This is a genomic window from Allobosea sp. BK604 (assembly GCF_004341515.1).
Classification (GTDB): Bacteria; Pseudomonadota; Alphaproteobacteria; order Rhizobiales; family Beijerinckiaceae; genus Allobosea.
The window spans coordinates 218,813-240,580 of sequence record NZ_SLZF01000004.1 but is presented as its reverse complement, the minus strand read 5'-3'; the positions used below and the strand labels follow the sequence as shown (position 1 = coordinate 240,580).

Here is a 21,768-nt window from a genome sequence, read left to right as displayed (position 1 = left end):
GCAGAGATTGAAATGCGACGCCGCGAGCGCGCGGCGCGTCATCCAGGCGGGAGGCGGCTCATGCCCGCATCGAACCGGATCGTTGCTCTGTCGACAGGCGCCGTGATCTGCGCCTTGTCGGTCGTCCTGGCAGCCTGCGACGGCGGCAGCAAACTATCGGAGGAAGCCGGCTATGGTCCCGATCCGACATTGCCGGAGCCGCGCTCGACCTGGCTTCCGACCGTCAAGGTCGCCGAGGCCGTCGGCTGGAAGCAGGGAGAGAAGCCGAAGGCCGCGGCAGGCTATCAGGTCTCGGCCTTCGCCAGCGGGCTCGACCATCCGCGCTGGCTCTATCAGCTCCCGAATGGCGACGTTCTGGTCGCCGAGAGCGACGCGCCGCCCAAGCCGGAGGGCATGAGCGGCGGCGGTATTCGCGGCTGGGTACAGGGTCTGCTGATGAAGCGCGCCGGCGCCCGCAATCCGAGCGCCAACCGCATCACCCTCCTTCGCGACGCCGATGGCGATGGCGTCGCCGAGACGAAATCTGTCTTCCTCGAAAACCTCCGCTCGCCCTTCGGAATGGCCCTGATCGGCGATCAGCTCTATGTCGCGAATGCCGATGCGCTCGTGCGCGTGCCCTGCAAGGAGGGAGAGACCAGGATCGCTGCGGCGCCCACCAAGGTCGCCGACCTGCCGGCGGGCCGGAATCACCACTGGACGAAGAGCCTCGTGGCCAGCGAGGACGGCTCGAAGCTCTATGTCGGCGTCGGCTCGAACTCGAATGTCGGCGAGAACGGCATGAACGAGGAAGATAACCGCGCCGCTGTCCTGGAGATCGATCCTGCGAGCGGACGCAGCCGGGTCTACGCCTCCGGGCTGCGCAACCCGGTCGGCATCGATTTCAATCCGGCAACCAAGGAGCTCTGGGTCTCGGTCAACGAGCGTGACGAGATCGGGGATGACCTCGTGCCCGACTACATGACCTCGGTGAAGGAAGGCGGCTTCTATGGCTGGCCCTACAGCTATTACGGCCAGCATGTCGACACGCGCATCGAGCCCCCTCGCCCGGATCTCGTCGCCAAGGCGCTCAAGCCGGACTATGCGCTCGGCTCGCACACGGCCTCGCTCGGCTTCACCTTCGTCGAAGGCACAAGCCTCGGGCCTGATCTGCAAGGCGGCGCCATCATCGGCCAGCACGGTTCCTGGAATCGCAAGCCGCCCGTCGGCTACCGGGTGATCTTCGTCGCGTTCAAGGACGGCAAGCCGAGCGGCATGCCCAAGACCATCCTCGACGGCTTCCTCGGCGAGAACGGTGAAGCGCGCGGCCGCCCCGTCGGCGTGCTCGTCGACGCAAAGGGCGGGCTGCTCGTTGCGGATGATGTCGGCAACACGATCTGGCGGGTCACCGCTCCCACCAGCTAGAGCATTTCCGCGTTTCTCCGAATCGCGAAAATTCTCTATCCCTTTGTTTTAACGCATTTTCTTCACGCGAACCGGTATCCACTTCGCTCGAAAATGCTCTAGCGAGAAAGGGTTTGCGGGAGCCGGGGTGCCCGCTCAGCCAACGAGCGTGTTCTTGTAGATCTTGCCGTCCTTCATGATGATCTTCAGGTTCTTGTCGGGGTCCGCGATCAAGCCGATCGTCTCCAGCGGATTGCCGTCGATCAGGAGGACGTCCGCATAGGCCCCCTTCTCGATGACGCCGAGCTGGCCCGGATAGGGATTGCGGAGATTCGACAAGGCCATCAGCTCGGCATTGGTCGATGTCGCCATCTTCAGGATTTCGGCATTGCCGTACCAGTTGCTGAGATGTGTCAGCATCGTGCCCTGGCGCGCCGTCACCGCCGGCGAGAACAGCATGTCGGAGCCGAAAGCGGTCTTGAGCTTGTGCTTGCGCGCGAGCCCGTAGGCGGTGTGCGTTCCCGCGACCACCTGCAACAGCCGCTCCTGGCTCGGGCCGGTCAGCGGCACGGAATCCTCGGCGCTCATGAAGGGCTGGATGCTCAGCCAGACGCCCTTGTCGGCCATCAGCTTCGCCGTGTCCTCGTCCATCAGATGCGCGTGCTCGATGCAGGCGGCACCGGCGGCGATGGCGCGCTGGATCGTGTTCGGCGCATAGGCGTGCACGGTCACATAGGTGTTCCAGTCCTTCGCCACGGCAACGGCTGCGCGCAGGTCGGTCTCGCTGAAGGTGGACATGTCGAGCGGGCTTCGCGGCGAGGATACGCCGCCGCCGCCAACGATCTTCAGCTGGGAAGCGCCCTGCATCAGTTGCTCGCGCGTCCGCATCTGCACCTCGCCGACACTGTCCGCGATCATGGCGCCGCCCAGCGTCTCGACCGAGCTGAGCCGGTCGGAGGTACGCGGCAGGTCTGTCAGCTGGCGCAGGTCGCCATGGCCGCCGGAGGTGGTGATCATCGGCCCGGACGGGTAGATGCGCGGTCCGGCGATCACCCCGTCGTCGATCGCCCGCTTGAAGGAGTAGACGGGGCCGCCGAGGTCGCGGATCGTCGTGAAGCCGCGCAGCAAGGTGCGCTCGGCCTCGGCCGTGGCGACGGCAAAGATATAGCCGGGATCCGCCGCCATCAGGATTGCCAGGGGCACCGCGGCGAACAGCGCGTGCCAGTGCGCGTCGATCAGGCCCGGCATCAGCACCCGGCCGCCGCAATCGATCGTGCGGGCATCGGCGGGCGGCGCGCTGTTGGTGGTGTCGACGGCGGCGATCCGGCCGCCCTCGACCAGCACCTGGATTCCGCTGCGCAGCGTATCGGCCTTGCCGTCGAAGAGACGCAGGTTCCGGAACAGGACCGTGCCGCCGGAGACCGCCGGCGCCGCGAGCACCGGTGCGGGTCGTCCTGCCGCGACCAGCGCGGCGCCCAGTCCGGCCAGGAAGCCGCGGCGCGAGAAATCGGTGAGGCGCTGCGACACCTTCCGCATCTGCGGATTGTGGCAGACGCAGCCGCCGCTGCCGATGAGATGCTGATATTTCGCTCCGACCCTGATCATCATCGCGCTCCCAAGGCTACGTCGATCAATTCGGGCGAGGCGCTTCGCCGGGGCCTCGCCTCGCTCTTCGATCCCGCCCTCGGTACTTCGCACAGATACGAAGATCCGAACCGGAATGCATCCGCAGGCGGGCAAGCTCGCCTAGCGCGGGCAGACCTGGACGCGGCGCGTGGTCCAGCGACCGCGATGGTCGCGCATCCGGCGGGTCTCCCACCAGCATCGGCCACGGACATGACGCCCGCGCGAACTATGCCACTGTGCCAGCTCGATGCCGAGATTTCCCTGGGCGACACCACCCGCCGAGACCGGAGCTGCCGAGGCGCCGCCGGAGCTGAACGCCCCGAGCGCGAGTCCGACGGCAACCGCCGCCACGCGAAGATTGATCAATGGAACCTCCTAGGCTTCAAAACCCGACCCGACGCCAATGTGTCCGGTCGTTCCAAGCCAGCGGGCTGAAGCGCCGGGCCGGCGGAACGTTGCTCGCGCCCAAGGGCACGTCATCGCGGATCTCGCTCCGTATTTCCGCATCGGCATTGCCCGAAAACCGCAACCCTTCGGGCCGATGCGCTAGAGCATTTCCGCGTTTCTTCGAATCGCGAAAATGCTCTATCTATTTGTTTTGACGCATTTTCTTCACGCGAACCGGCATCCACTTCGCTCGAAAATGCTCTAGAAGCGCCAGATCAGCGGCACGATGAAGACCGCCACCACGAAGAACCAGATCAGCAGCGGCAGGCCGAGCTTCCAGTAGTCGCTGAAGACATAGCCGCCCGGCCCCATCACCATCAGGTTGGTCGGCGTGGCGATGGGCGTCAGGAATGCCCCGGCGGCAGCGACGGCGGTGCTCATCAGCACTGGCCGCGGCGAGATGCCCATGCTCGTAGCCGCTGCGACGCCGATCGGGATGACGATCAACGCCGTCGCGGTATTGCTGATCAGCTGGCCCATGATCGCAGTCAGAACGAACAGGCCCGCGAGCAACGCGGTCGGTCCGGCGTCGCCCACGAGCGAGACAAGGTGGTCGGCCAGCATCTTCGCCGCCCCGGTCTCGATCATCGCGGTCGAGAGCGGCATCATCGCGCCGACCAGGATCACCGTGGTCCAGCTGATCGCGCGATAGGATTGCTCGACGGTCATGATGCCGCAGAGAATGATGGCACCGGCCGCGAGCAGCCCTGCCACGGCGGACGGAACGACGCCGGTGGCGAGCAGCAGGACCATCGCGAGCAGGATGATGATCGCCTGCTTGGCCCCCGGCCCCATCGGCACGGCCTGGCGCCGCACCAGCTCGGGGGAGCTGACGACGAGGACATCGGGATCGTCGAGATGCGTGTCGAGCGCCTTCCAGGTGCCTTGCAGCAGCATGGTGTCGCCTGACTGCAGCGCCACGCCCGCCGCCTTGGTCGCGCCGACGCTCGGAGCCTCACCCGCGCCACGCTGGATCGCGAGGACGATGAGGTCGCCACTTGGAGTGACCATGCCCGGAAAGACGGTCTGGCCGATCAGGCCGGAACGTGGCGGGATCACCACCTCGGCCAGGCCTGAGCGCCGGTTGAACAGGGTTTCCTCGCTGTCGCCCACACCATCCTCGCGAAAGGCGAGATGCATGCGCGCCGCGAAATCAGCGGCGGCCTCCGCGTCGCCACGCAGCAGCAGATGATCGCCCTCCGAGATCTCGGTGCGGCGCAGCGGGCCCGTCGTATCGCGATCCTGAACGGCCACGAGCTGGAGCCCGGGCCATTCATCGAGCTTGATCGCACTGGATGCAGCGCCGACATAGGGACAGGTCGCGCGGATGCGCAGCTGATGGACGCCGCTCGCCAGGCCGTATTGCTCGACCAGTGTCTTGGCGTGACGACTGAAATCGGCCGGCATCGTCGCGCCGTTGCGTTCAGGCAGCAGCTTTTCCCCGAAGAGGATGATGATCGCCATCGTGCCGGCCAGCAGCGGAATCCCGGCGAGCGCGAACTCGAAGAAGCCGAAGCCACCGACACCGATATCGAGCCCCGCCTCGGATACCAGCACGTTGACGGGCGTCCCGGTCAGCGCGAGCATCGAGCCCGCATGCCCGGCGAAGACGAGCGGCATCAGCAGCTGCGAGGAATTGCGCTTGAGGCGGACCGCGATGACGACGACGACGGGCAGCAGGGCGGCCACGGCCCCGTTCAGGCTGATCAGCGCGACGAGCAACGCGACCAGCCCCATCATGAGGAGAAGGAGCCGTGTCCGGCTCTCCTCACCCGCTCCCTTGATCAGGAGCTGGCCGGCCCAGGCCGTGACGCCGGTGACCTCGAGCCCCGAGCTCACCACGAAGAGCGAAGCGATGAAGATGACCGCGGGATCGCCGAGGCCACCGAGCGCCTGCGGCAAGGTGAGCACCCCGGTCGCCCAGAGGCCCAACGCCGTGCCCATCGCGACGAGCACGACAGGAACCTTGTTCGTGACGAAGAGGACGACGGCTATGGCGACGATGATGCCGGTATAGGCTATCGGACTCACGCATCAGCTCCCTGTTAAGCCCGTTGGGCCGCCAGCCGGCGCATCGAGGAAACTCAATCTTCGAGCGTCGCCATCAGGATGCCGAGCCGGCAGCCCTTCTCGTATTCGTCGAGCCTGACATATTCCTTGATGGTGTGGATCTCGGCCTGGCCGGCGCCGATGGTGATCGTCGGCACGCCGTGCTTGTCGAGCCAGTTGGCATCGAGCCCGCCATTGGAGAAGAGCAGGTTCGGCTCGATGCCGAGCATTCCGAGCGCCTTCTTGGCGCGCCGCACGACCGGGGTGTCCTTGCCGAGTTCGAAGGGCGGATAGGCCGCCTGACGCTTGAAGCTCACCTCGGCGGTGTCGCCCTCATGATCCTTGACCGCAGCCTTCGCCTTGGCGAAGGCGGCCTCGTAGCCATCGACGATCTGGCTGGCGAAGCTGAGCTCCGGGCTGCGCGCCTCGCCCCGGATGAAAGCGTAGTCGGTGACGACGTTGGTCGCGTCGCCGGCGGCGACCGAGCCGCCCTTGCCGCCGAAAATGCCGACATTGCTGGTGCCGCGGCCGTCGGATTTGACGACCTTGCCGAACCAGCCGGCATTATGCGCCTCCGACAGGCCGATCGCGCCGACGAGCGTGGCCGAGATGCCCTTTTCCGGCGCGACGCCCGCATGCGAGGCGCGGCCCTTGATCTCGACCTCCCAGTTCTCCTGACCGACCGCGCCTGTGATCAGCTCGGAGGCGAGCTGGCCATCGACATTGACGCACATCACCGCGCCGCCGAGATCCGCCGGATTCAGCTCGCGGGCGCCGTGCAGGCCGCTTTCCTCGCGAACCGTGAACAGCAGCGTGATCGGCGGATGGGGGAGCTTGTGCTTGATCAGCGTTTCCGCCAGCACGACCAGCAGCGCGACGCCGGTGCGGGCATCGCCGCCGAGCGCGGTGGTGCCGTCCGAGACGATCCGCTCGCCCTCACGCCGCGGCTTGGCGCCGGCGCAGAGCGGCACGGTGTCGAGATGGGTCGAGAACAGCAGGCGCGGGCCGGGCTTCGTGCCCGGCAGGTCGACGATCAGGTTGCCGGTCTGCGTCGGCAATGGAATGCGCTTGTTGGCATCGTCGAAGCGGATCGCGGAAGCCGGCACGCCGACCTTCTTCAGGGCCTCGCTGACGGCCGCCGCGATATTGGCCTCCTGCCCCGTGACGCCCTCGACCGAGAGGAAATTCATCAGGTGGGCGATCGCGGCCTCGACGTCGAGGGGAACGGAAACGTTGCTCATGACATCCATCCGGTCGTTTGAAGTTCAATCAGCGTCGGGTCGCGCGATCGGCCGTCACAGCCCCCAGGGCAGGCCGAGCATCTTCCAGACGGCGAAGAGCGCGGTCCAGAGCACGAAGATCCACACGACATAGGGCAGCATCAGCGAGACGATCGTGCCCACGCCTGCGGACTTGTCGTATTTCTGGGCGAAGCCGACGACGAGCGCGAAATAGGCGTTGAGCGGAGTGATCGCGTTCATCGGCGAGTCGCCGACGCGATAGGCCGCCAGCACGGCCTCGGGCTCGACGCCGAGCTTCATCAGCAGCGGCACGAAGACCGGGGCGAAGATCGCCCATTTGGCGATGGCGCCGGTCAGCAGGAGATCGATGATCGCGACCACGACGATGAAGCCGAGCAGCAGCGGCAAGGCGCCGATATTGGCCGATTGCAGCACGCCGGACAGGCTGAGCGCCATCACCGTGCCCATGTTGGTATAGGTGAAATAGGCGACGAACTGGCTGAGCACGAAGAACAGGAAGATCGTGCCGCCGAGATTCTTGATCGATTTCTCGATCGCCGCGATTACCTCCGGCAAGGTCTTCAGCGTGCCTGCGCCGATGCCATAAGCCCAGCCGGTCACCAGGAACATCAGCATGATCAGCGCGATGAGCCCGTTCATGAACGGCGAGTTGCCGATCAACTCACCCGTGGTCGGGTTGCGCAGCGGCGCGCCCGAGGGCAGCGTCAGCAGGCAGAACACCGCGATCAGCGCGAGCAGGCCGAGACCGGCGAAGCGCAGGCCGCGCGATTCCTGCTCGGACAGGGCGGCGCCCTGCTCCGTGGTGGTGCCCTCGGCGGCGAGCGCGGGATCGTAGGTACCCAGGCGCGGCGCGACGACCCGATCGGTGATGAAGGCGATCACGACTGTCAGGAACAACACCGAGGCGAAGGAGAACCAGACATTCGAGGCCAGGCCGATCGACCGGTTGGGGTCGACGAGATGGGCTGCGTCATTGGTGAACTCGACGAGGACGGCGTCGAGCGGCTTGATCAGCATATTGACGGTGAAGGCGCCGGCGACCGCCGCGAAGCCGAGCGCGAGGCCGGCGAGCGGATGCCGTCCGACCGCGAGATAGGCGATGCCGGCAAGCGGGATCAGCACGAGATAGCCGGCATCGGCCGCGATGCTGGCGATGATGCCGACGAAGGACAGGATGTAGGTCAGGGCCCAGCCGGGCGAGACGATGACGAGCTTGCGGATCAGTGCGGTGACGAGGCCGGACTCCTCGGCGACGCCGGCACCGATCATCGCGACGATCATCAGGCCGACAGCAGTGAAGCCCATGAAGTTCGGGATCAGTGACGAGTACATGAAGCGGATGCCGTCGATATTCAGCAGGCTCCGGATCTCGGTGGTCGCGCGTTCGACCTGATGCGTTTCCGCGTTGATGCGCTCGAAGGAGACCGCCGCGCCGAACAGGCTGAGCACCGCCGACAGCACGATGACGATGCCGATCAGGATCAGGAAGATGACCACGGGATGTGGAACCATGTTCCCGACTTTCTCGACCGTATCGAGAAATTTCTGCATGGTCGTCTTGGGCGCGGCGCTCGCGAGTGTCATGTCGTTTTCCCCCGTGCCGAAGGTCTCCGCGCCTCGAAAGTAGATGCGACGCAGCAGGCATGACCGCCGGACAGCGGCCCGGATCCTCAGCCCGGGACCATAGTTCTCCGCGCGGAATCGGCATCGGCACAGAATCCCAAAACTTGGGCTGCCTGTCCCAAACTTGGCGGCGATCTCGCCTCGGAACGTCGCCTCCTCTTCCGGAACAAGTCGAAATACGGACAAAAGCGGCTGGAATGGCGATTGCCAGGAGGCGGGCGCCGGATTTCATCATGTTGCCGCTGCCGGGCGCGTTCTTTATCCTGACGGCAATCGGAAGCCCCGATCTCGTGCGGCGGACGGAGCGAGGTCGACGTGAGACCGACGAGCGGCACAGGGCATGACGGCAGGGCCGATCGCTACTCCTTCGGCAGGTTGCTCCGCCGCGTCGGGCCCCTGCTGGCCCTCGCCCTCGCGGGCTGCGCTTCGGCGCCGAGCGGCATGCTCGTGCCGGTCGCGCCTGCGCCCGGAACCGACCGCGTCGACATGCTCGCAGCGACCACGCGCGCGCCCTCGAACGAGGCCGGCGTGCTCTATAGTGGCGAGCGCGGCGACGGCGTTTCGTTCAGCAATATCGTCGTCTCCATTCCCAGGCAGCGCGAGGTCGGCACGATCCAATTGCCGCGCAGCGTGCCGGGCAATCCGGCCACGGACTTCGTCGTCACCTCGGCCAGTCCCGTGGCGAAATCGGATCTCGCGAGCTGGTTCCGGATGACGGGCGGCCGAAAGCGCGTCTTCGTCTTCGTGCACGGGTTCAACACCCCGTTCGACCGGGCGGTCTTCCGCTTCGCCCAATTGACGCATGATGCGGACGCCAAGGCTGCTCCCGTCCTGTTCTCGTGGCCCTCGCGCGGCCATCTGCTCGACTACAGCCGCGATTTCGACAACGCGTCCTATTCGCGCTCGGACCTCGCCTACCTCCTGAAGACGGCGGCGAACGCCCCTTCGGTCGGCGAGATCGTCATCCTCGCCCATTCCATGGGGAGTTGGCCGGCGGTTGAAGCTGTCCGGCAGCTCGCGCTGGAGCGCGGCGGCGTGCCGAAAAAGATCAGCAACCTGATCCTCGCCTCGCCCGATCTCGATGTCGGCGTGTTCAGGCGGCAGGTCGAGGATATGGGGCCGCAGCGGCCGCAGATCACGCTGTTCGTCTCGCAGAACGACCGGGCGCTGCAGCTTTCCCGCTTCATCTCCCGCGGCGCGACGCGGCTCGGCGGCATCGACCTGACGCGCGACGAGTACCAGCAGCAACTCGCGGGCCTCTCGGGCATCACCGTGCTCGATCTCAGCGCCATCAATGCCGGCGACCGCATCAACCACGACCTCTATGCCGCCAGCCCGCAGGCGGTTCGGCTCATCGGCGACAGGCTGCTGCAGGGACAGGTCATCACCGATTCCGACGCGTCCGCACCACTGGCGGCGGCCGATGCGCTGGGTTCGGCAGCAACTCTGCTCGTCACCGCGCCGATCCGCGTATTCGATGCGGCCTCGCCGCGCTGACGAGAGCCGAATTGTCGCATGGCGGCAGTCGCTTCGGCCAAGTTATAAATTTTCATCGGCTTATTGCTTGCCAATTCTGGCTTGGGACGCCACACTTTCTTCGGCAGATGTTAGAAACCAATCTTTTCGCGGGTTGCCCGAGTCTAAATTGCATTGAAGCAACTGGAAGGAGGACGTCGTGCGTGTTCTCTCTTTTACCAGTCCGGAAGCGCCTGAGGCTGCTCTCGTCCGGCGCTCGACCATCAAGGATTTGCACCCGGATAATCGGCTCGCCGCCTGGCAGTCGCTGCTGGCGGAGACGAGCGCCCTGCTACCGGAACTGGACGCCGCAGAGACAGCCCAGGCCGCACTGTCCTGCTGGATGTTCGGGGATGTCGTGTTCACGAGGACGCTCTACCACGACGCCTCGGACCGCCGTTGGCAGCATCGCCCACGGTCATTCCCCGATCATTGGTGCGTCGTGCTCGCACATTCCTGCGCCGACCGACAGGATTTGCTCGCCGTCGCGACGCCGCACCAGGGCAGCCTCAGCTTCCAATCGCTGGATGGACCGTTCGAGGCGCGAAGCACGGACACGGACGTGCTGACGCTGTTCCTGCCGCTGGATTTCTGCCGGGATGAACCCGACGCGTTCGCGCTGGTGCCCGAGCCGGAGATCCACCCGGAGCTCGCGGCCCTGCTTGCCGGCTATATGGACAATCTCGCGCGGCAGCTGCCGCATATTTCGCAAGAGCGGGCCCAAGGCCTGGCGGCTGCGACCTGTTCGCTCGTCGCAGCCTGCATCGCACCGCGGCCGGAACGTTCGGAGGCTGCGGAGGCGCCGATCGCCGCGCTTCTGATCGACCGGGCCCGCCTGGTCGTCCGTCAGAACATGGCCTCGCCGGAATTCGGCCCGGATCAGCTCGCGCGGCTGTTGGCGATGTCCCGCTCCAAGCTCTACCGGTTCTTCGAGAGCACGGGCGGCGTGGCGCATTTCATCAACCGTGAAAGATTGCGCGAGGCCCATCGCCGCCTCGCCGCGCCGCGCGATGGCCTGTCGATCCACGTCATCGGCAATGAGGTGGGCTTCATGGATCACTCGACATTCAGCCGGGCATTCCGGCGCGAATTCGGCTGCAGCCCCACCGAGGCGCGCGAGCGGAGCCTCGCCAGACTCTCCGCGGAACCGCCTGGCCTCGCCTTCCCCAACGCGACACCCGCTATCGCGCCCAGCTTCTAGACCATCGCACCGGATATCGTATCCGGTGCGATGATCCAGCTTCTTGGTTTCGTATCCTGGTGCGGCGAGCGCTCAGTAATCCCAGACGGTGGGCACGCAACGAAAGGCGCCGCCGGCGACCGCCACATGGCAGACGGACGGGAAGGGCAAGTGGGTCGCCACCAGCGGCTCGCGGGTCGCCGCCAGCTCCCGCAAGAGATCGACGCGGACCCGCGCCGCCTCCTCGGGGTCGTGTTCGAAGCCATTATGCCAGTCGGGGCGGTCGAATCCGACCTGGAACACGGCGTCGCCGGCGAAGGTCAGCCGGTCGCCGCCGGATGCCAGACGGACCACGCTGTGCCCGGGGGTATGGCCACCCGTGCGACGGACGACAACCCCCGGCGCAACCTCGTACTCCTCCTCGAATGGCCGCAACTGGCTGCCGTAGAGGCTGACGAACCGTTTGGCCGCCCGCTGGAGCGCGTCAGGAAACCCCGGCGGCATGAAGGCGCGTGAGAAATCGGGCGCCTCCCAGAATTTGAGCTCAGCGGCCGCCACATGGATCCGCAGATCCGGACGCAGCTGCTCCTTCATCCCGTCGACGAGGAGCCCGCCAATATGGTCCATGTGCATATGGGTCAGCACCACGTCCGTCACGGATGCGAGGTCGATGCCTGCGGCCTGCAAGCGTTGGACCAGGCGCCCGGCCCGCGGCAGCTCCAGGTCCGGGTCCATCCCCAGCCCCGCGTCGATGAGGATGGTCTGGCCGCCGCTGCGGACCACGACGACGTTCAACGGCCAATCCAGCATTTCCGGCGGCAGGAACATATCGTCCAGCCAGGCCGCGCGCACGGCCGGATCGACGTTATGCGCCATGATCGGTGCGGGTATCGGCAGCACTCCATCGCTGATCACCAGGACTTCGATCTGGCCGACCTGCAACGCGTAGCGCGACGGGACCAGCTCGTCGGAGGCCCGTCCGGCGGGGTGTGGGATAGTGTCCAAGCTCATGTTCGTCTCCTGTTGATGTGTCTCCTGCTTGCCGTCTTACCCACGGCATCGGCGCCTCCGAGTTGAGGCCCGTTCGCCCTGGATCGTTTCGAGGGACAGCGCGAGCCATCCCCCGGTATTGGTGCTGCCGACGCCCGAGGTCGTCGGTGCCATCACGTGCCCTGCGCAATCGCGCTTCGAACGCCGCATCGCCCTGATGAGCGCGGAGACTTCATGAGTGCAGGGACCTGGGCTCAAACTCCCAGCAGCGTACCGTCGCGCGCCGTCTGCGCCGATTGTTGCGGGGCGGTGTCGACGAACGTGACGGTTTCCTCGAGCGGGGCCCGGGCATTGCGAATGTAGGGCGCGGTGACGTCCTCGTATCCGATCGACATGCCGCAGAAGAGCATGAGCCTTTCGGGCGGAGTCAGGATCTCGGCGACGGTCTTGCGATAGACCGACCAGGCCATTTGCGGGCAGCTGTGCAAGCCTTCACTGCGCAGCAGCAGCATGAAGGTTTGCAGGTACATGCCGAGATCGGCCCATTGCGGAAAGCCCAGGTCACGGTCGATGTAGCAGAACAGTGCAGCGGGCGCGCCGAAGCAATCCCAGTTCGCCGCAGCCGCCCTCTGGCTTGCCTCCCAGTCGTCCTTCGCGATGCCGAGTGCGCCATAGCGGTCACGGCCGAAGGCCGACCGGCGCTGGTGATAAGGAGACTTCAGTTCGGACGGATACATCTCGTATTCCCGCTCGTCCCAGGAGTCCCGCGCTACCACGCGTCTGCCGGCGCGCTTCTTGAGCTCGGCCAAGGCCGCGCCGGTCACGAGATAGATGTTCCAAGGCTGGAGATTCGATCCGGACGGCGCCGAGGCCGCGGCGGAGAGAACACGCTCCAGCACCTCCTTCGGGATCGGCTGGTCGGTGAACCCGCGGACCGCGCGCCGGCTTGTAACCGCCTCATACACGTCCATGATCAGTCCCCTTCGCTTGCTGAATTCCAGCGATGAAGCCGTACCAAGCTCGAAGGGGAGCGGCCCATTCTGCGCTGTGCCTGCCCGCCTACGACATAGGTTCAGGGCGGGCATACCAATGTCGAGGGTCGTCCGATGGGACGCGTGGCGCCCTGGGGCCTGAGCGTTCCAGCACTGCTGAACCGGCCCGCACCGCGTGGCAAAGGCGAATTGATGAAGGGTGCATCGGACCCGCCCGAGATTGCCGAACGCGTTGCGCTCCCGGCATGAGTCCGAGCTGAGAAAGCCAGTTGCAAGCTGGACCGGCAGGGATTGGCGGATTCACCCGTGATCAATACCGAAGCGTCCGAAACCTATCAGTCGGTCATAGCGCCCTAAACCTTGGTATGGCCGATCCTCGGCTTCGAACCCGATCGCTTCCGACGTCGCCGCCAACCTAGCCTCCTGCCCGCGGCCATTCCGGCCGACGAGCGAGGGCACCACCATGAGGACCTCCCGGAACAGGGCCGGCGGCATCCCGACTGGCCGACGCGCGCGATCTTGCAATGGTATTGCTCGCACTGCGCTGACCGCGCTTGGCCTGGCCATCCTGCTGGCGGCGCCTTGCCGGGCGAATTCCACATGGGAAAGATCCCTCGCCGCCGTGGACTGTTCGACGGCTCGGCCCATCCCGGCATATCGAACTGTCCAGATTGGCTGCCGCTCCGCTCTGGAGCCGGCGCCGTCGATCGCGCTGGGCGCAGAGCGGGCCCCAGGCGAGGAATTACTCCCTGAAGGGCCGAACTTCGAACTTCCGCGCGTCGAGGACCTGCTGCCGAGCCACAGCCTGATCGCGTTCATGCAGCCATCGGTCCCTTGGGAACTCAGAGCCGCCGCGATGCGGCGCATGTGGCTGATCGATCCGGCCATCCGCGATTTCGTCAGCGCCGCGCTCGACTATGCCCATGACTACAACACGCCCGGAGGCGCTCCCGGCTACGCGCTGATCGAGCCCTCGGCGGAGATGATCGGGGAAGCCGTGGCGAGGCTCGAACGCACGCTCGAGATCGAGCGCGCCAAGCCGGTCAAAGCCTCGGCTCTGGCGCCATGGCTGAGTCCGGGCGCGTGGTGGTGAGGCGCTGGATGTGTCCGCCCCGCGCGCTGCCGGGCCCGAGGCCCCCCGGGCATCGCCTGGCTCCACTTCAATCACGTGAGGGACTGATCATGGATTTCAGCAGGGAAAACCGGGCTGTCGCGGCGGCAGTCATCGCAATGGTGATCTTCAACGGAGGGTTTCTCCTCCTGAACGGCCTCTTCATGCTGATCGATCCGCTGGCCTGGTATGAGCTGGTACCCGGCGTGACCGATACCGGTTTCTTCAACCAGCACTTCATCCGCGATATCGGGATGATCCAGCTCTTCCTCGGCGTGGCCTTCGGGCTCGGCTTCGTGAACCCGGAGCGCCGCATCGGCCTTTGGGCCGCTGCGACCGTTTGGCTCAGCGCCCATGCGCTCTTCCATTTCTGGGAAGTCGCGGTCGGCATCTGCGCTCCCTCGGTCATCCCGCGTGATTTCCCGGCCGTGACGATGCCGGCGCTCTTCGGGATCCTGCTCACCCTCTGGGCAATCCGTCGCTCACGCGCGCAGAAGCTTGCCCTCGCCTGAGCCGGCCTCTCTTCGCCAATCCGAATCTTGGCCAAGCCGAATCTCGGTCAAGCCGAGTCGCCTCCCCTCGCTTCACATCAACCGATTGGCCGCGCAACCCGCGTCGGCCGCCAGATGGAAAGGTCAAGTCCATGAGAATCGTCGTCATCGGTGGTACCGGCCTGATCGGCTCGAAACTGGTCAGCATTCTCAACCAGAAAGGGCATGACGTCCTGGCCGCCTCGCCGAATTCCGGCGTCAACACCATCACGGGCGAAGGGCTCGCCGAGGCCCTGACGGGTGCGCAGATCGTCGTCGATGTGGCGAACTCGCCCTCGTTCGAGGACAAGGCGGTGCTCGAGTTCTTCGAGACCTCGGGCCGCAATCTTCTCGCCACCGAGGCTGCCGCCGGCGTCGCGCACCATGTTGCCCTGTCGGTGGTCGGCACGGACCGCCTGCTCGAAAGCGGCTATTTCCGCGGCAAGATGGCCCAGGAGAACCTGATCAGGGCATCGAGGACGCCTTACTCGATCCTCAGGTCGACCCAGTTCGCCGATTTCATGGGCGCGATCGCGCAAGCTGCGACCGAAGGCCAGACGGTTCGCCTGTCCTCGGCTGCGATCCAGCCGATCATCTCCGACGATGTTGCGCAGGCGCTCGCCGCGGTCACGCTCGGCGCACCGGTCAACGGCATGGTCGAGGTCGCCGGTCCGGATCGCTTCCAACTCGATGCGCTGGTGCGGCGCTTCCTCGCGGTCACCGGCGACGCGCGCCAGGTCGTGACCGACCCGAATGCCCGCTATTTCGGCGCCCTGCTGAACGACCGCTCGCTCGTTCCCGGCGAAGGCGCGCGCATCGGCACCACCCGTTTCGAAGATTGGGTCCAGCGGGCCGCCCTCAAGAAGACGGCCTGACGCAAACCGGGACGCTGCGATTGCAACAGGAGTAAGGACCATGAAGATCGTCGTCGTGGGCGGCACCGGCCTGATCGGGTCGAAGCTCGTTCCCCTGCTCGAGCGCAATCACGAGGTGGTCATCGCCTCGCGCTCGACAGGCGTCGACACCATCACCGGCGAGGGCCTGGCCGATGCCCTGGCCGGCGCACAGGTCGTCGTCGATGTCTCGAATTCACCGTCGCTGGAGAAGATGGTCGCCTCGGCCTTCTTCGAGGCCTCCGGCTGCAATCTGATGGCTGCGGCGAAGGCGGCCGGCGTGCAACATCACGTCGCGCTGTCCGCCGTCGGAACCGAGCGTCTTCCGGAAAGCGGATATTTCAGGGCTAAGATGCTTCAGGAGAACCTGATCAGGGCTTCGAACCTGCCCTACACGATCCTGCGATCGACGCCCTTCTACGAGTATATCAACGGGATCGTCGAAGCGGGCTCCGACGGCGACACGCTCCGCATTTCCCCCGCCCTGGTCCAGCCCATCGCCGGAGACGATGTCGCCCTGGCGCTTCGCGACGTCGTGCTGGGGCAGGCCCAGAACCGCGAGCTCGAGATCGTCGGTCCGGACCGATTTCGCCTCGACGAGCTCGCCCAGCAGATCCTGGCGGCGAATGGCGATCCCCGACTGGTCATCGCCGATGCTCAGGCTCCGTATTTCGGAGCGATCCTGCGCGATGACACCCTGATCCCGGGCGACCATCCGCGCTTTGCGCCGACGCGCTTCGAGGACTGGCTTCGGCGCTACGTCGCCCAGGTCCTGGCGCCAGCGAATTGAAGGCTCACGGCGGCGAATCTCGAAAAGCGGGCGCGCTCCGCGTCCCAGCTTCCGGCGCGGCGGAGTGGTCGCGGTAGCAGCCATCATGTCGACTGCGGAAAGTTCGGCTAACCTGGGCAACATCATCCCTGAGGACCGCCTGACCGCATCTCATGGATTTCCATGAGATGCGGTTCAACCATAGCGGGATTAAGGTGGGCCGTACCCGGTTGGAGCAGCCGATGATGGACGTCTGGTCGCACCGCCCCCAAATCTTGCATCTGGCGCTTTTCTTCGCGGCCTATGTCCTCGGATGCGGCTTCGCCCAGGCGCTCGCAATCGTCCCCGGGATAACGGTCTCGATTTGGCCACCGGCCGGGGTTTTCATCGCGACGCTCATCCTCACCTCCCCGTATAGCTGGCCTTGGTGGGTGCTGGCCGGCTGCCTGGCCGAGATGACGGGGCAGATCCTGTGGTTCCACAGCCCGCCGCTCGCAGGCTTTCTCATCTATGTCGGCAACGCCCTTTGCGCGATTGTCGGCGCGACGCTCGTGAACCGTGCATTTGGACGTCCGGTTCGGCTGGAAACCTTGCGGGAGGTTCTCGCATTCGTCGTCCTGGGCGCCGGGGTCGCACCACTGATGAGCGCCACGGTGGGAAGCGCCACGCTTGCCTGGTTCGGCGTCAAATCCCAGACCTTCGCGGGGGTGTGGCCGCTATTCTGGATCGGCGACGCCACCGGCATCCTGCTCGTGGCGCCGCTGGCGCTGGTCGTGATCCAGCATTGGCGCAACAGGACCAAGTTCTCCGCCGTCCGGTGGGTGGAGGCGGGCAGCCTCGGGTTGATCTTCCTGGGCCTCGCCGCGCTGTCCCTGAAGCACGACTTCCTGCTCTCCGCGTACATCATCATGCCGCCCATTCTGTGGGCCGCGGTGCGCTTCGAGTTCAAGGGTGTCGCCGTCGCGCTGACCCTTCTTGCCCTCGTCACGATGACGCTCACGATATCCGGTGGCAGCCAGTTTGTCGGCGATCCCGAGACCCAGAGGCAGAAGCAGGTCATGCTGCAGCTCTTTCTGGCCATCTCAGCATTCTCTGCACTGATCGTCGCCGCCATATCCCGGCAGCACCAGCAGGCGCTGCTCGCACTGCGCGATCGCGAGCAGGAGCTCTCGCAGCTGGTGGATATGGTTCCCGTTCACATCAGACGCCTGACCCCCGAAGGCAAGCCGACCTTTTTCAACAAGCGCCTGCTGGATTTCTTCGGCATGAGCGACATCGCGCAACTGGACAAGCCGGACATGAACCGGCTGGCGGCGGCGATACAGACGCTCGTCCATCCTGACGATGCACCGCGCCTGCTGGCGACTGTCCACACCTCCCTCGCAACTGGCGAGTCCTTCGCCATGAAGTATCGGATGCGCCGCGCGGATGGCGCGTATCGCTGGGTCGATGGCCGCGGCGAAGCGGTGCGCGACCAGCACGGTGCGATCATGCAATGGTACGCGATTTCCATCGATGTCGACGATGAGATGAGGGCGCAGGAGGATTTGCGCGACAGGGAGCGAGAGCTCTCACAGCTCGTGGACATGGTTCCGAGTCTCCTTTGGCGGCTGAGCCCGAATGGAGAGCCCAACTTCTTCAACAAGCGCACGATCGATTTTCTCGGCCTCGACGTTGCGGATTACGACAAGCCGGGCGCCAGCCGCCTGAAGGCGACGCTGACGGCCATCATCCATCCTGACGACGCCGCGGGCATGATCCAGACGCTGAACCGCTGCCTTGTCAGCGGCGAGCACTTCTCCATGCAGTACCGCCTGCGACGCGCCGACGGCCTCTATCGCTGGGTGTCGGCCCGCGCGGAGCCGCTGCGCGATGAGAGCGGACATATCGTCCAGTGGTATGGCCTCGCTCACGACATAGACGATCAGATGCGCGCCGAAGAAGCGCTGCGGGGGCTGGCGATAACGGCGATCGCCCTGAACGCCTGCCGATCGCTCGACGAGGTACTGCGTACCATCACCGATCGTGCGCGTGAGATCATTGGGGCGCATATGGCTGTGATCGGGACGACCGTCGACCAGCGCTGGGCGCAGGCCATCCAGGCTGTGTCGCTGTCACAGAAATATGCGGCCTATCGCGGCTTCGACGCCAAGCCCGACGGCTCGGGCATCTATGGTCTGGTTTGCAACTTGAACCGCTCGCTGCGGCTGACCGAGGCGGAGCTTAAGGACCATCCGGCGTGGCGCGGATATGGCGGGCATGCCGACCAGCATCCCCCATTGCGCGGCTGGCTTGCGGCCCCGCTCATCGACAGCAACGGCCAGAATATCGGCCTGCTGCAACTATCGGACAAGGATCAGGGTGAATTCACCGCCGAGGACGAGGGAATAGCCGTCCAGCTCGCGCAGATGGCGTCGCTGGCGATCACCGAAGCGCGGCTACACGACAAGCTGCGACTGGCGCAGGAGACGCTTGCACGGGCAAGCCAGGCCGCCAGCCTCGCCGAGCTCTCCGCATCCGTCGCGCACGAGGTGAACCAGCCGCTCGCCGCCATCGTGGCGAACTCGCATGCCTGCCAGCGCTGGCTCACGGCTGAGCCGCCGAACCTGGACCGCGCGCAAAAGACCGTGGAGCGCATCATCCGCGACGCCAACTCTGCCGCCGACGTGGTGAGCCGCATCCGCGCCTTGTTCAAGCAATCCGCAGAGACGAGGACGAGCATGCCGCTCGACAGCGTCATCGCCGAAGCGCTCAACCTCATGGCCGAAGAGACGGCGCGGCGTCGCATTCGCCTGGATGTCGATGTCGAAAGCGATCTTCCGCTCGTCTCGCTCGACCGGGTGCAGATCCAGCAGGTGCTGGTAAACCTCATCCGCAACGGCATGGAAGCGATGGATGCCGCCGCCAATGACAGGCTTCTCGGCATTCGCACGCGGCGGCTCGGCGATGTCGTGCAGACCGAGATCACCGACCAGGGTCCCGGCGTCGCGTTCTCCGACAGGATATTCGAGCCGTTCTTCACCACGAAGGGGAACGGCATGGGCATGGGGCTCGCGATCTGCCGTTCGATCGTCGAGGCCCATGGCGGACGGCTATGGGCCGACAAGAACGAGCCCTACGGAGCGATGTTCGCCTTCACATTACCGGTTGAAATGAACAGGTCGACATGACTGCGCATGACCATATCGTCTTCATCGTCGACGACGACGAACGCATTCGAGAAGCGCTCGGCGAGTTGCTGGCGTCACATGGCATGCGCACGGAAGCATTCGGCTCGGCCGGCGACTACATCAATGCGGACAAGCCGCAGGTCCCGGCCTGTCTCATCCTTGATGTCGAGCTGCCGGACATCAATGGCCTCGAGCTGCAGCGCCAGATCGCGACCGGCGACCATCCGCCGATCATCTTCATAACCGGGCATGGCGACATCCCCTCGTCCGTCCAGGCCATCAAGCACGGCGCCGTGGATTTCCTGACGAAGCCGTTCAGTGACGCGGACCTTCTGGCGGCGATCACCGCGGCAATCGCGCAGGATCGGGGAAGACGATCGGAGCGTGCCGGTCTGGACGCGCTGAAGCAGCGCTATCTCGACCTGACACCGCGCGAACGCGAGGTGCTGCCGCTGGTGGTGAGCGGTCTTCTCAACAAGCAGGCGGCCGCCCAGCTGGGCATCAGCGAGGTCACCCTGCAGATTCATAGAAGGAATGTGATGCAGAAAATGGCTGCCGCCTCGCTCGCCGACCTCGTCCGGATCGCAGAGAAATTGGACATCCCGATCACTCATTCGCGTCGAGCGGGAGGGAGCCGAGCGTGACGAAGCGCAGACCCGTCGTGGCCGTTGTCGATGACGATCCAAGGTTGCTTGAATCTCTTGAAGACCTCTTGGAATCCGCCGGCTACGCCGCCCGTACCTTCTCCTCGGCTCATTTGTTCCTCGTCAACGGCCTGTCGGGCTTTGACGCGCTGATCACCGATATCGGCATGCCCGACATGGACGGTTTTGAGCTTCGCGACCTGGTGATAAAGTCGCGTCCGGGTCTGCCGGTGTTCATGATCACGGGCCGCCACGAAATTGCCGATCAAAGCCGAGCCCAGGGAATCAGCGGATTCTTCCGCAAGCCCTTCGACGGGCAGCTTCTCCTGGCGGCTATCGGCGACGCCTTGCCGGAATCGAAACATGGAGGGCGAACATGAAGGCTGGCCAGCCTGATCTACGACGATCCGAGCCTTCCCCAACCCAGCGGGCACCCGAAACAGAGCCGCTGGTCATCATTGTCGACGACGATGCGGCTGTTCGCGAGGGGCTCTCGGAGTTGATCCTGTCGGTGGGCTTCCGATCGGTCAGCTTCCCTTCGACCTGCGAACTCTTGGCAGCCGACATCCTGGACAGCCCCGGCTGCCTGATCCTCGACGTGCGCATGCCGGGAGCGAGCGGGCTCCAACTGCAGCATCAGCTCGTTCAACGCGGCAATCGCAAGCCGATCATCTTCCTGACCGGACATGGGGACATCCCCATGACGGTCCAGGCGATGAAGGCCGGCGCCATGGATTTCCTCACCAAGCCGGTGAGGGACCAGACTTTGCTCGACGCCGTGACCGCCGCGATTGCGGTGGATGCCGCGCAGCGCGCCGAGGCAGCGGTCGCAAAGCGTAGCCTCGCATATCTCGAGACCTTGACGCCGCGCGAGCGCGAGGTCCTGCATGAGGTCGCGCGCGGACGCCTTAACAAGCAGATCGCATTCGATTTCGGCATCAGCGAGGTCACCGTCAAACTCCACCGCAGCAATGCGATGCGGAAAATGCACGCGAGCTCGCTCGGGGAACTGATCCGCACCTGGGAAGCGCTTCCAGCCGATATCCGTGAGGCGCGTCCAGCCTAGGGTCTGTCCTCATATTGGAGGGTACCGTGACGCGAGGCATTTTGTCCTGCAGCAGGAGCGTGGCGGCAGCAAACCGCCCGGTTTGCAAGGCCGCGCGACGCACCAGCCGGGAAAAAGGCCCGCGCCCCTTCGGGGGCGGGCGAAAATGGCTCGATCACGGCACCCGCCAATATGAGGACAGACCTTAGGGGATGGGGTGGAATGACGCCCCAACGGATCGCCTCTTGCCGGGACAATCGTCCAACGCGCCATCGAACCCAGACAGCGCACGCATCACGCCCGCGACGGCCCTGACCGACACTCCGGCCTTTGCTGGACACGGCAAGTTTGGGATGAGCAGCGCAGAATTGGGATTCTGTGCTCATCCACCTGTCCCGCGCTGTTGGTAGCGTCCGTCACCATTTGAGGAGCCTGGTGCGACGAAACCCGCTTGCGCCCGAGCTTCCATGGCGACGGTCGCCCGAGGAAGAGCGTGATGTGTCCGGAAGGCCCGCGAGAAAAAGCATTTCGCAGCAGCGGCT

General features: G+C 65.4%; 18 protein-coding genes. 11 read left to right on the top strand and 7 right to left on the bottom strand.

Features of this window, described 5'->3' with window-relative positions; genetic code table 11:
- Window positions 1–60 precede the first annotated feature (60 nt).
- Entirely contained in the window at window positions 61–1,401 is a 1,341-nt protein-coding gene (locus EV560_RS14255) for a PQQ-dependent sugar dehydrogenase (protein ID WP_131856441.1), read from the top strand.
- A gap of 135 nt (window positions 1,402–1,536) precedes the next feature.
- On the opposite strand, the gene EV560_RS14250 is transcribed toward EV560_RS14255, so the two are convergent.
- From EV560_RS14250 to EV560_RS14230, 5 genes are all read right to left on the bottom strand, one after another.
- Complete coding sequence (locus EV560_RS14250) at window positions 1,537–2,985, bottom strand: metal-dependent hydrolase family protein (protein ID WP_131856440.1); 1,449 nt, start codon at window positions 2,983–2,985, stop codon at window positions 1,537–1,539.
- Window positions 2,986–3,126: 141 nt separating this feature from the next.
- Window positions 3,127–3,372, bottom strand: a complete 246-nt coding sequence (locus EV560_RS14245; protein ID WP_131856439.1) for a hypothetical protein — start codon at window positions 3,370–3,372, stop codon at window positions 3,127–3,129.
- A 282-nt stretch (window positions 3,373–3,654) separates the two neighbouring features.
- A complete protein-coding gene (locus tag EV560_RS14240) occupies window positions 3,655–5,484 on the bottom strand; it encodes an SLC13 family permease (protein WP_131856438.1) in 1,830 nt (609 codons plus the stop codon).
- A 53-nt stretch (window positions 5,485–5,537) separates the two neighbouring features.
- A complete protein-coding gene (locus tag EV560_RS14235) occupies window positions 5,538–6,752 on the bottom strand; it encodes a M20/M25/M40 family metallo-hydrolase (RefSeq protein ID WP_131856437.1) in 1,215 nt (404 codons plus the stop codon).
- A 45-nt stretch (window positions 6,753–6,797) separates the two neighbouring features.
- Entirely contained in the window at window positions 6,798–8,348 is a 1,551-nt protein-coding gene (locus EV560_RS14230; RefSeq protein ID WP_131856436.1) for an AbgT family transporter, read from the bottom strand.
- 354 nt (window positions 8,349–8,702) lie between these two features.
- Between EV560_RS14230 and EV560_RS14225 the strand changes: the two genes are divergently transcribed.
- Together EV560_RS14225 and EV560_RS14220 are read left to right on the top strand one after the other, a co-directional pair.
- Complete coding sequence (locus tag EV560_RS14225; RefSeq protein WP_248312045.1) at window positions 8,703–9,884, top strand: alpha/beta hydrolase; 1,182 nt, start codon at window positions 8,703–8,705, stop codon at window positions 9,882–9,884.
- A gap of 493 nt (window positions 9,885–10,377) precedes the next feature.
- On the top strand, window positions 10,378–11,103 hold the full coding sequence (locus EV560_RS14220) for a helix-turn-helix transcriptional regulator (RefSeq protein ID WP_165923463.1): 726 nt from the start codon (window positions 10,378–10,380) through the stop codon (window positions 11,101–11,103).
- Between the two features lie 72 nt (window positions 11,104–11,175).
- Here the strand turns inward: EV560_RS14220 and EV560_RS14215 are convergent, their stop codons facing one another.
- Window positions 11,176–12,093 (bottom strand): MBL fold metallo-hydrolase, encoded by a 918-nt coding sequence (locus EV560_RS14215; RefSeq protein ID WP_131856434.1) that lies wholly within the window; start codon window positions 12,091–12,093, stop codon window positions 11,176–11,178.
- A gap of 233 nt (window positions 12,094–12,326) precedes the next feature.
- Window positions 12,327–13,043 carry a nitroreductase gene (locus tag EV560_RS14210; protein WP_131856763.1) on the bottom strand — a complete coding sequence of 239 codons (717 nt, stop codon included), beginning with the start codon at window positions 13,041–13,043 and terminating at the stop codon, window positions 12,327–12,329.
- 484 nt (window positions 13,044–13,527) lie between these two features.
- On the opposite strand from EV560_RS14210, the gene EV560_RS14205 reads away from it, so the two are divergent.
- The 8 genes from EV560_RS14205 to EV560_RS14165 all read left to right on the top strand — a co-directional run bounded on the left by EV560_RS14205 (window position 13,528) and on the right by EV560_RS14165 (window position 21,247).
- The gene (locus tag EV560_RS14205; RefSeq protein WP_131856433.1) at window positions 13,528–14,157 is read left to right on the top strand and encodes a DUF3306 domain-containing protein; all 630 of its coding nucleotides are present in this window, start codon (window positions 13,528–13,530) and stop codon (window positions 14,155–14,157) included.
- An 89-nt stretch (window positions 14,158–14,246) separates the two neighbouring features.
- Window positions 14,247–14,687 (top strand): hypothetical protein, encoded by a 441-nt coding sequence (locus tag EV560_RS14200; RefSeq protein WP_248312044.1) that lies wholly within the window; start codon window positions 14,247–14,249, stop codon window positions 14,685–14,687.
- 131 nt (window positions 14,688–14,818) lie between these two features.
- On the top strand, window positions 14,819–15,580 hold the full coding sequence (locus EV560_RS14195; protein ID WP_131856432.1) for an SDR family oxidoreductase: 762 nt from the start codon (window positions 14,819–14,821) through the stop codon (window positions 15,578–15,580).
- A 40-nt stretch (window positions 15,581–15,620) separates the two neighbouring features.
- The gene (locus EV560_RS14190) at window positions 15,621–16,388 is read left to right on the top strand and encodes an SDR family oxidoreductase (RefSeq protein ID WP_131856431.1); all 768 of its coding nucleotides are present in this window, start codon (window positions 15,621–15,623) and stop codon (window positions 16,386–16,388) included.
- Between the two features lie 221 nt (window positions 16,389–16,609).
- The gene (locus EV560_RS14185) at window positions 16,610–19,537 is read left to right on the top strand and encodes an MASE1 domain-containing protein (protein ID WP_165923462.1); all 2,928 of its coding nucleotides are present in this window, start codon (window positions 16,610–16,612) and stop codon (window positions 19,535–19,537) included.
- The gene (locus tag EV560_RS14175; protein WP_131856430.1) at window positions 19,534–20,181 is read left to right on the top strand and encodes a response regulator transcription factor; all 648 of its coding nucleotides are present in this window, start codon (window positions 19,534–19,536) and stop codon (window positions 20,179–20,181) included. Before EV560_RS14185 ends, EV560_RS14175 begins: the two co-directional genes overlap by 4 nt.
- Window positions 20,178–20,561 (top strand): response regulator, encoded by a 384-nt coding sequence (locus tag EV560_RS14170; RefSeq protein ID WP_131856429.1) that lies wholly within the window; start codon window positions 20,178–20,180, stop codon window positions 20,559–20,561. The genes EV560_RS14175 and EV560_RS14170 overlap by 4 nt, the downstream gene beginning before the upstream one ends.
- The gene (locus EV560_RS14165) at window positions 20,558–21,247 is read left to right on the top strand and encodes a response regulator transcription factor (RefSeq protein WP_131856428.1); all 690 of its coding nucleotides are present in this window, start codon (window positions 20,558–20,560) and stop codon (window positions 21,245–21,247) included. The genes EV560_RS14170 and EV560_RS14165 overlap by 4 nt, the downstream gene beginning before the upstream one ends.
- Window positions 21,248–21,768 lie beyond the last annotated feature (521 nt).

What these genes read in the sequence shown, in the direction of transcription:
- EV560_RS14255 (WP_131856441.1), top strand. Translation starts at nt 61, where the DNA reads ATGCCCGCATCGAACCGGATCGTTGCTCTGTCGACAGGCGCCGTGATC.
- EV560_RS14250 (WP_131856440.1), bottom strand. Translation starts at nt 2,985, where the DNA reads ATGATCAGGGTCGGAGCGAAATATCAGCATCTCATCGGCAGCGGCGGC.
- EV560_RS14235 (WP_131856437.1), bottom strand. Translation starts at nt 6,752, where the DNA reads ATGGATGTCATGAGCAACGTTTCCGTTCCCCTCGACGTCGAGGCCGCG.
- EV560_RS14230 (WP_131856436.1), bottom strand. Translation starts at nt 8,348, where the DNA reads ATGACACTCGCGAGCGCCGCGCCCAAGACGACCATGCAGAAATTTCTC.
- EV560_RS14215 (WP_131856434.1), bottom strand. Translation starts at nt 12,093, where the DNA reads ATGAGCTTGGACACTATCCCACACCCCGCCGGACGGGCCTCCGACGAG.
- EV560_RS14210 (WP_131856763.1), bottom strand. Translation starts at nt 13,043, where the DNA reads ATGGACGTGTATGAGGCGGTTACAAGCCGGCGCGCGGTCCGCGGGTTC.
- EV560_RS14205 (WP_131856433.1), top strand. Translation starts at nt 13,528, where the DNA reads ATGAGGACCTCCCGGAACAGGGCCGGCGGCATCCCGACTGGCCGACGC.
- EV560_RS14200 (WP_248312044.1), top strand. Translation starts at nt 14,247, where the DNA reads ATGGATTTCAGCAGGGAAAACCGGGCTGTCGCGGCGGCAGTCATCGCA.
- EV560_RS14195 (WP_131856432.1), top strand. Translation starts at nt 14,819, where the DNA reads ATGAGAATCGTCGTCATCGGTGGTACCGGCCTGATCGGCTCGAAACTG.
- EV560_RS14190 (WP_131856431.1), top strand. Translation starts at nt 15,621, where the DNA reads ATGAAGATCGTCGTCGTGGGCGGCACCGGCCTGATCGGGTCGAAGCTC.
- EV560_RS14185 (WP_165923462.1), top strand. Translation starts at nt 16,610, where the DNA reads ATGATGGACGTCTGGTCGCACCGCCCCCAAATCTTGCATCTGGCGCTT.
- EV560_RS14175 (WP_131856430.1), top strand. Translation starts at nt 19,534, where the DNA reads ATGACTGCGCATGACCATATCGTCTTCATCGTCGACGACGACGAACGC.
- EV560_RS14165 (WP_131856428.1), top strand. Translation starts at nt 20,558, where the DNA reads ATGAAGGCTGGCCAGCCTGATCTACGACGATCCGAGCCTTCCCCAACC.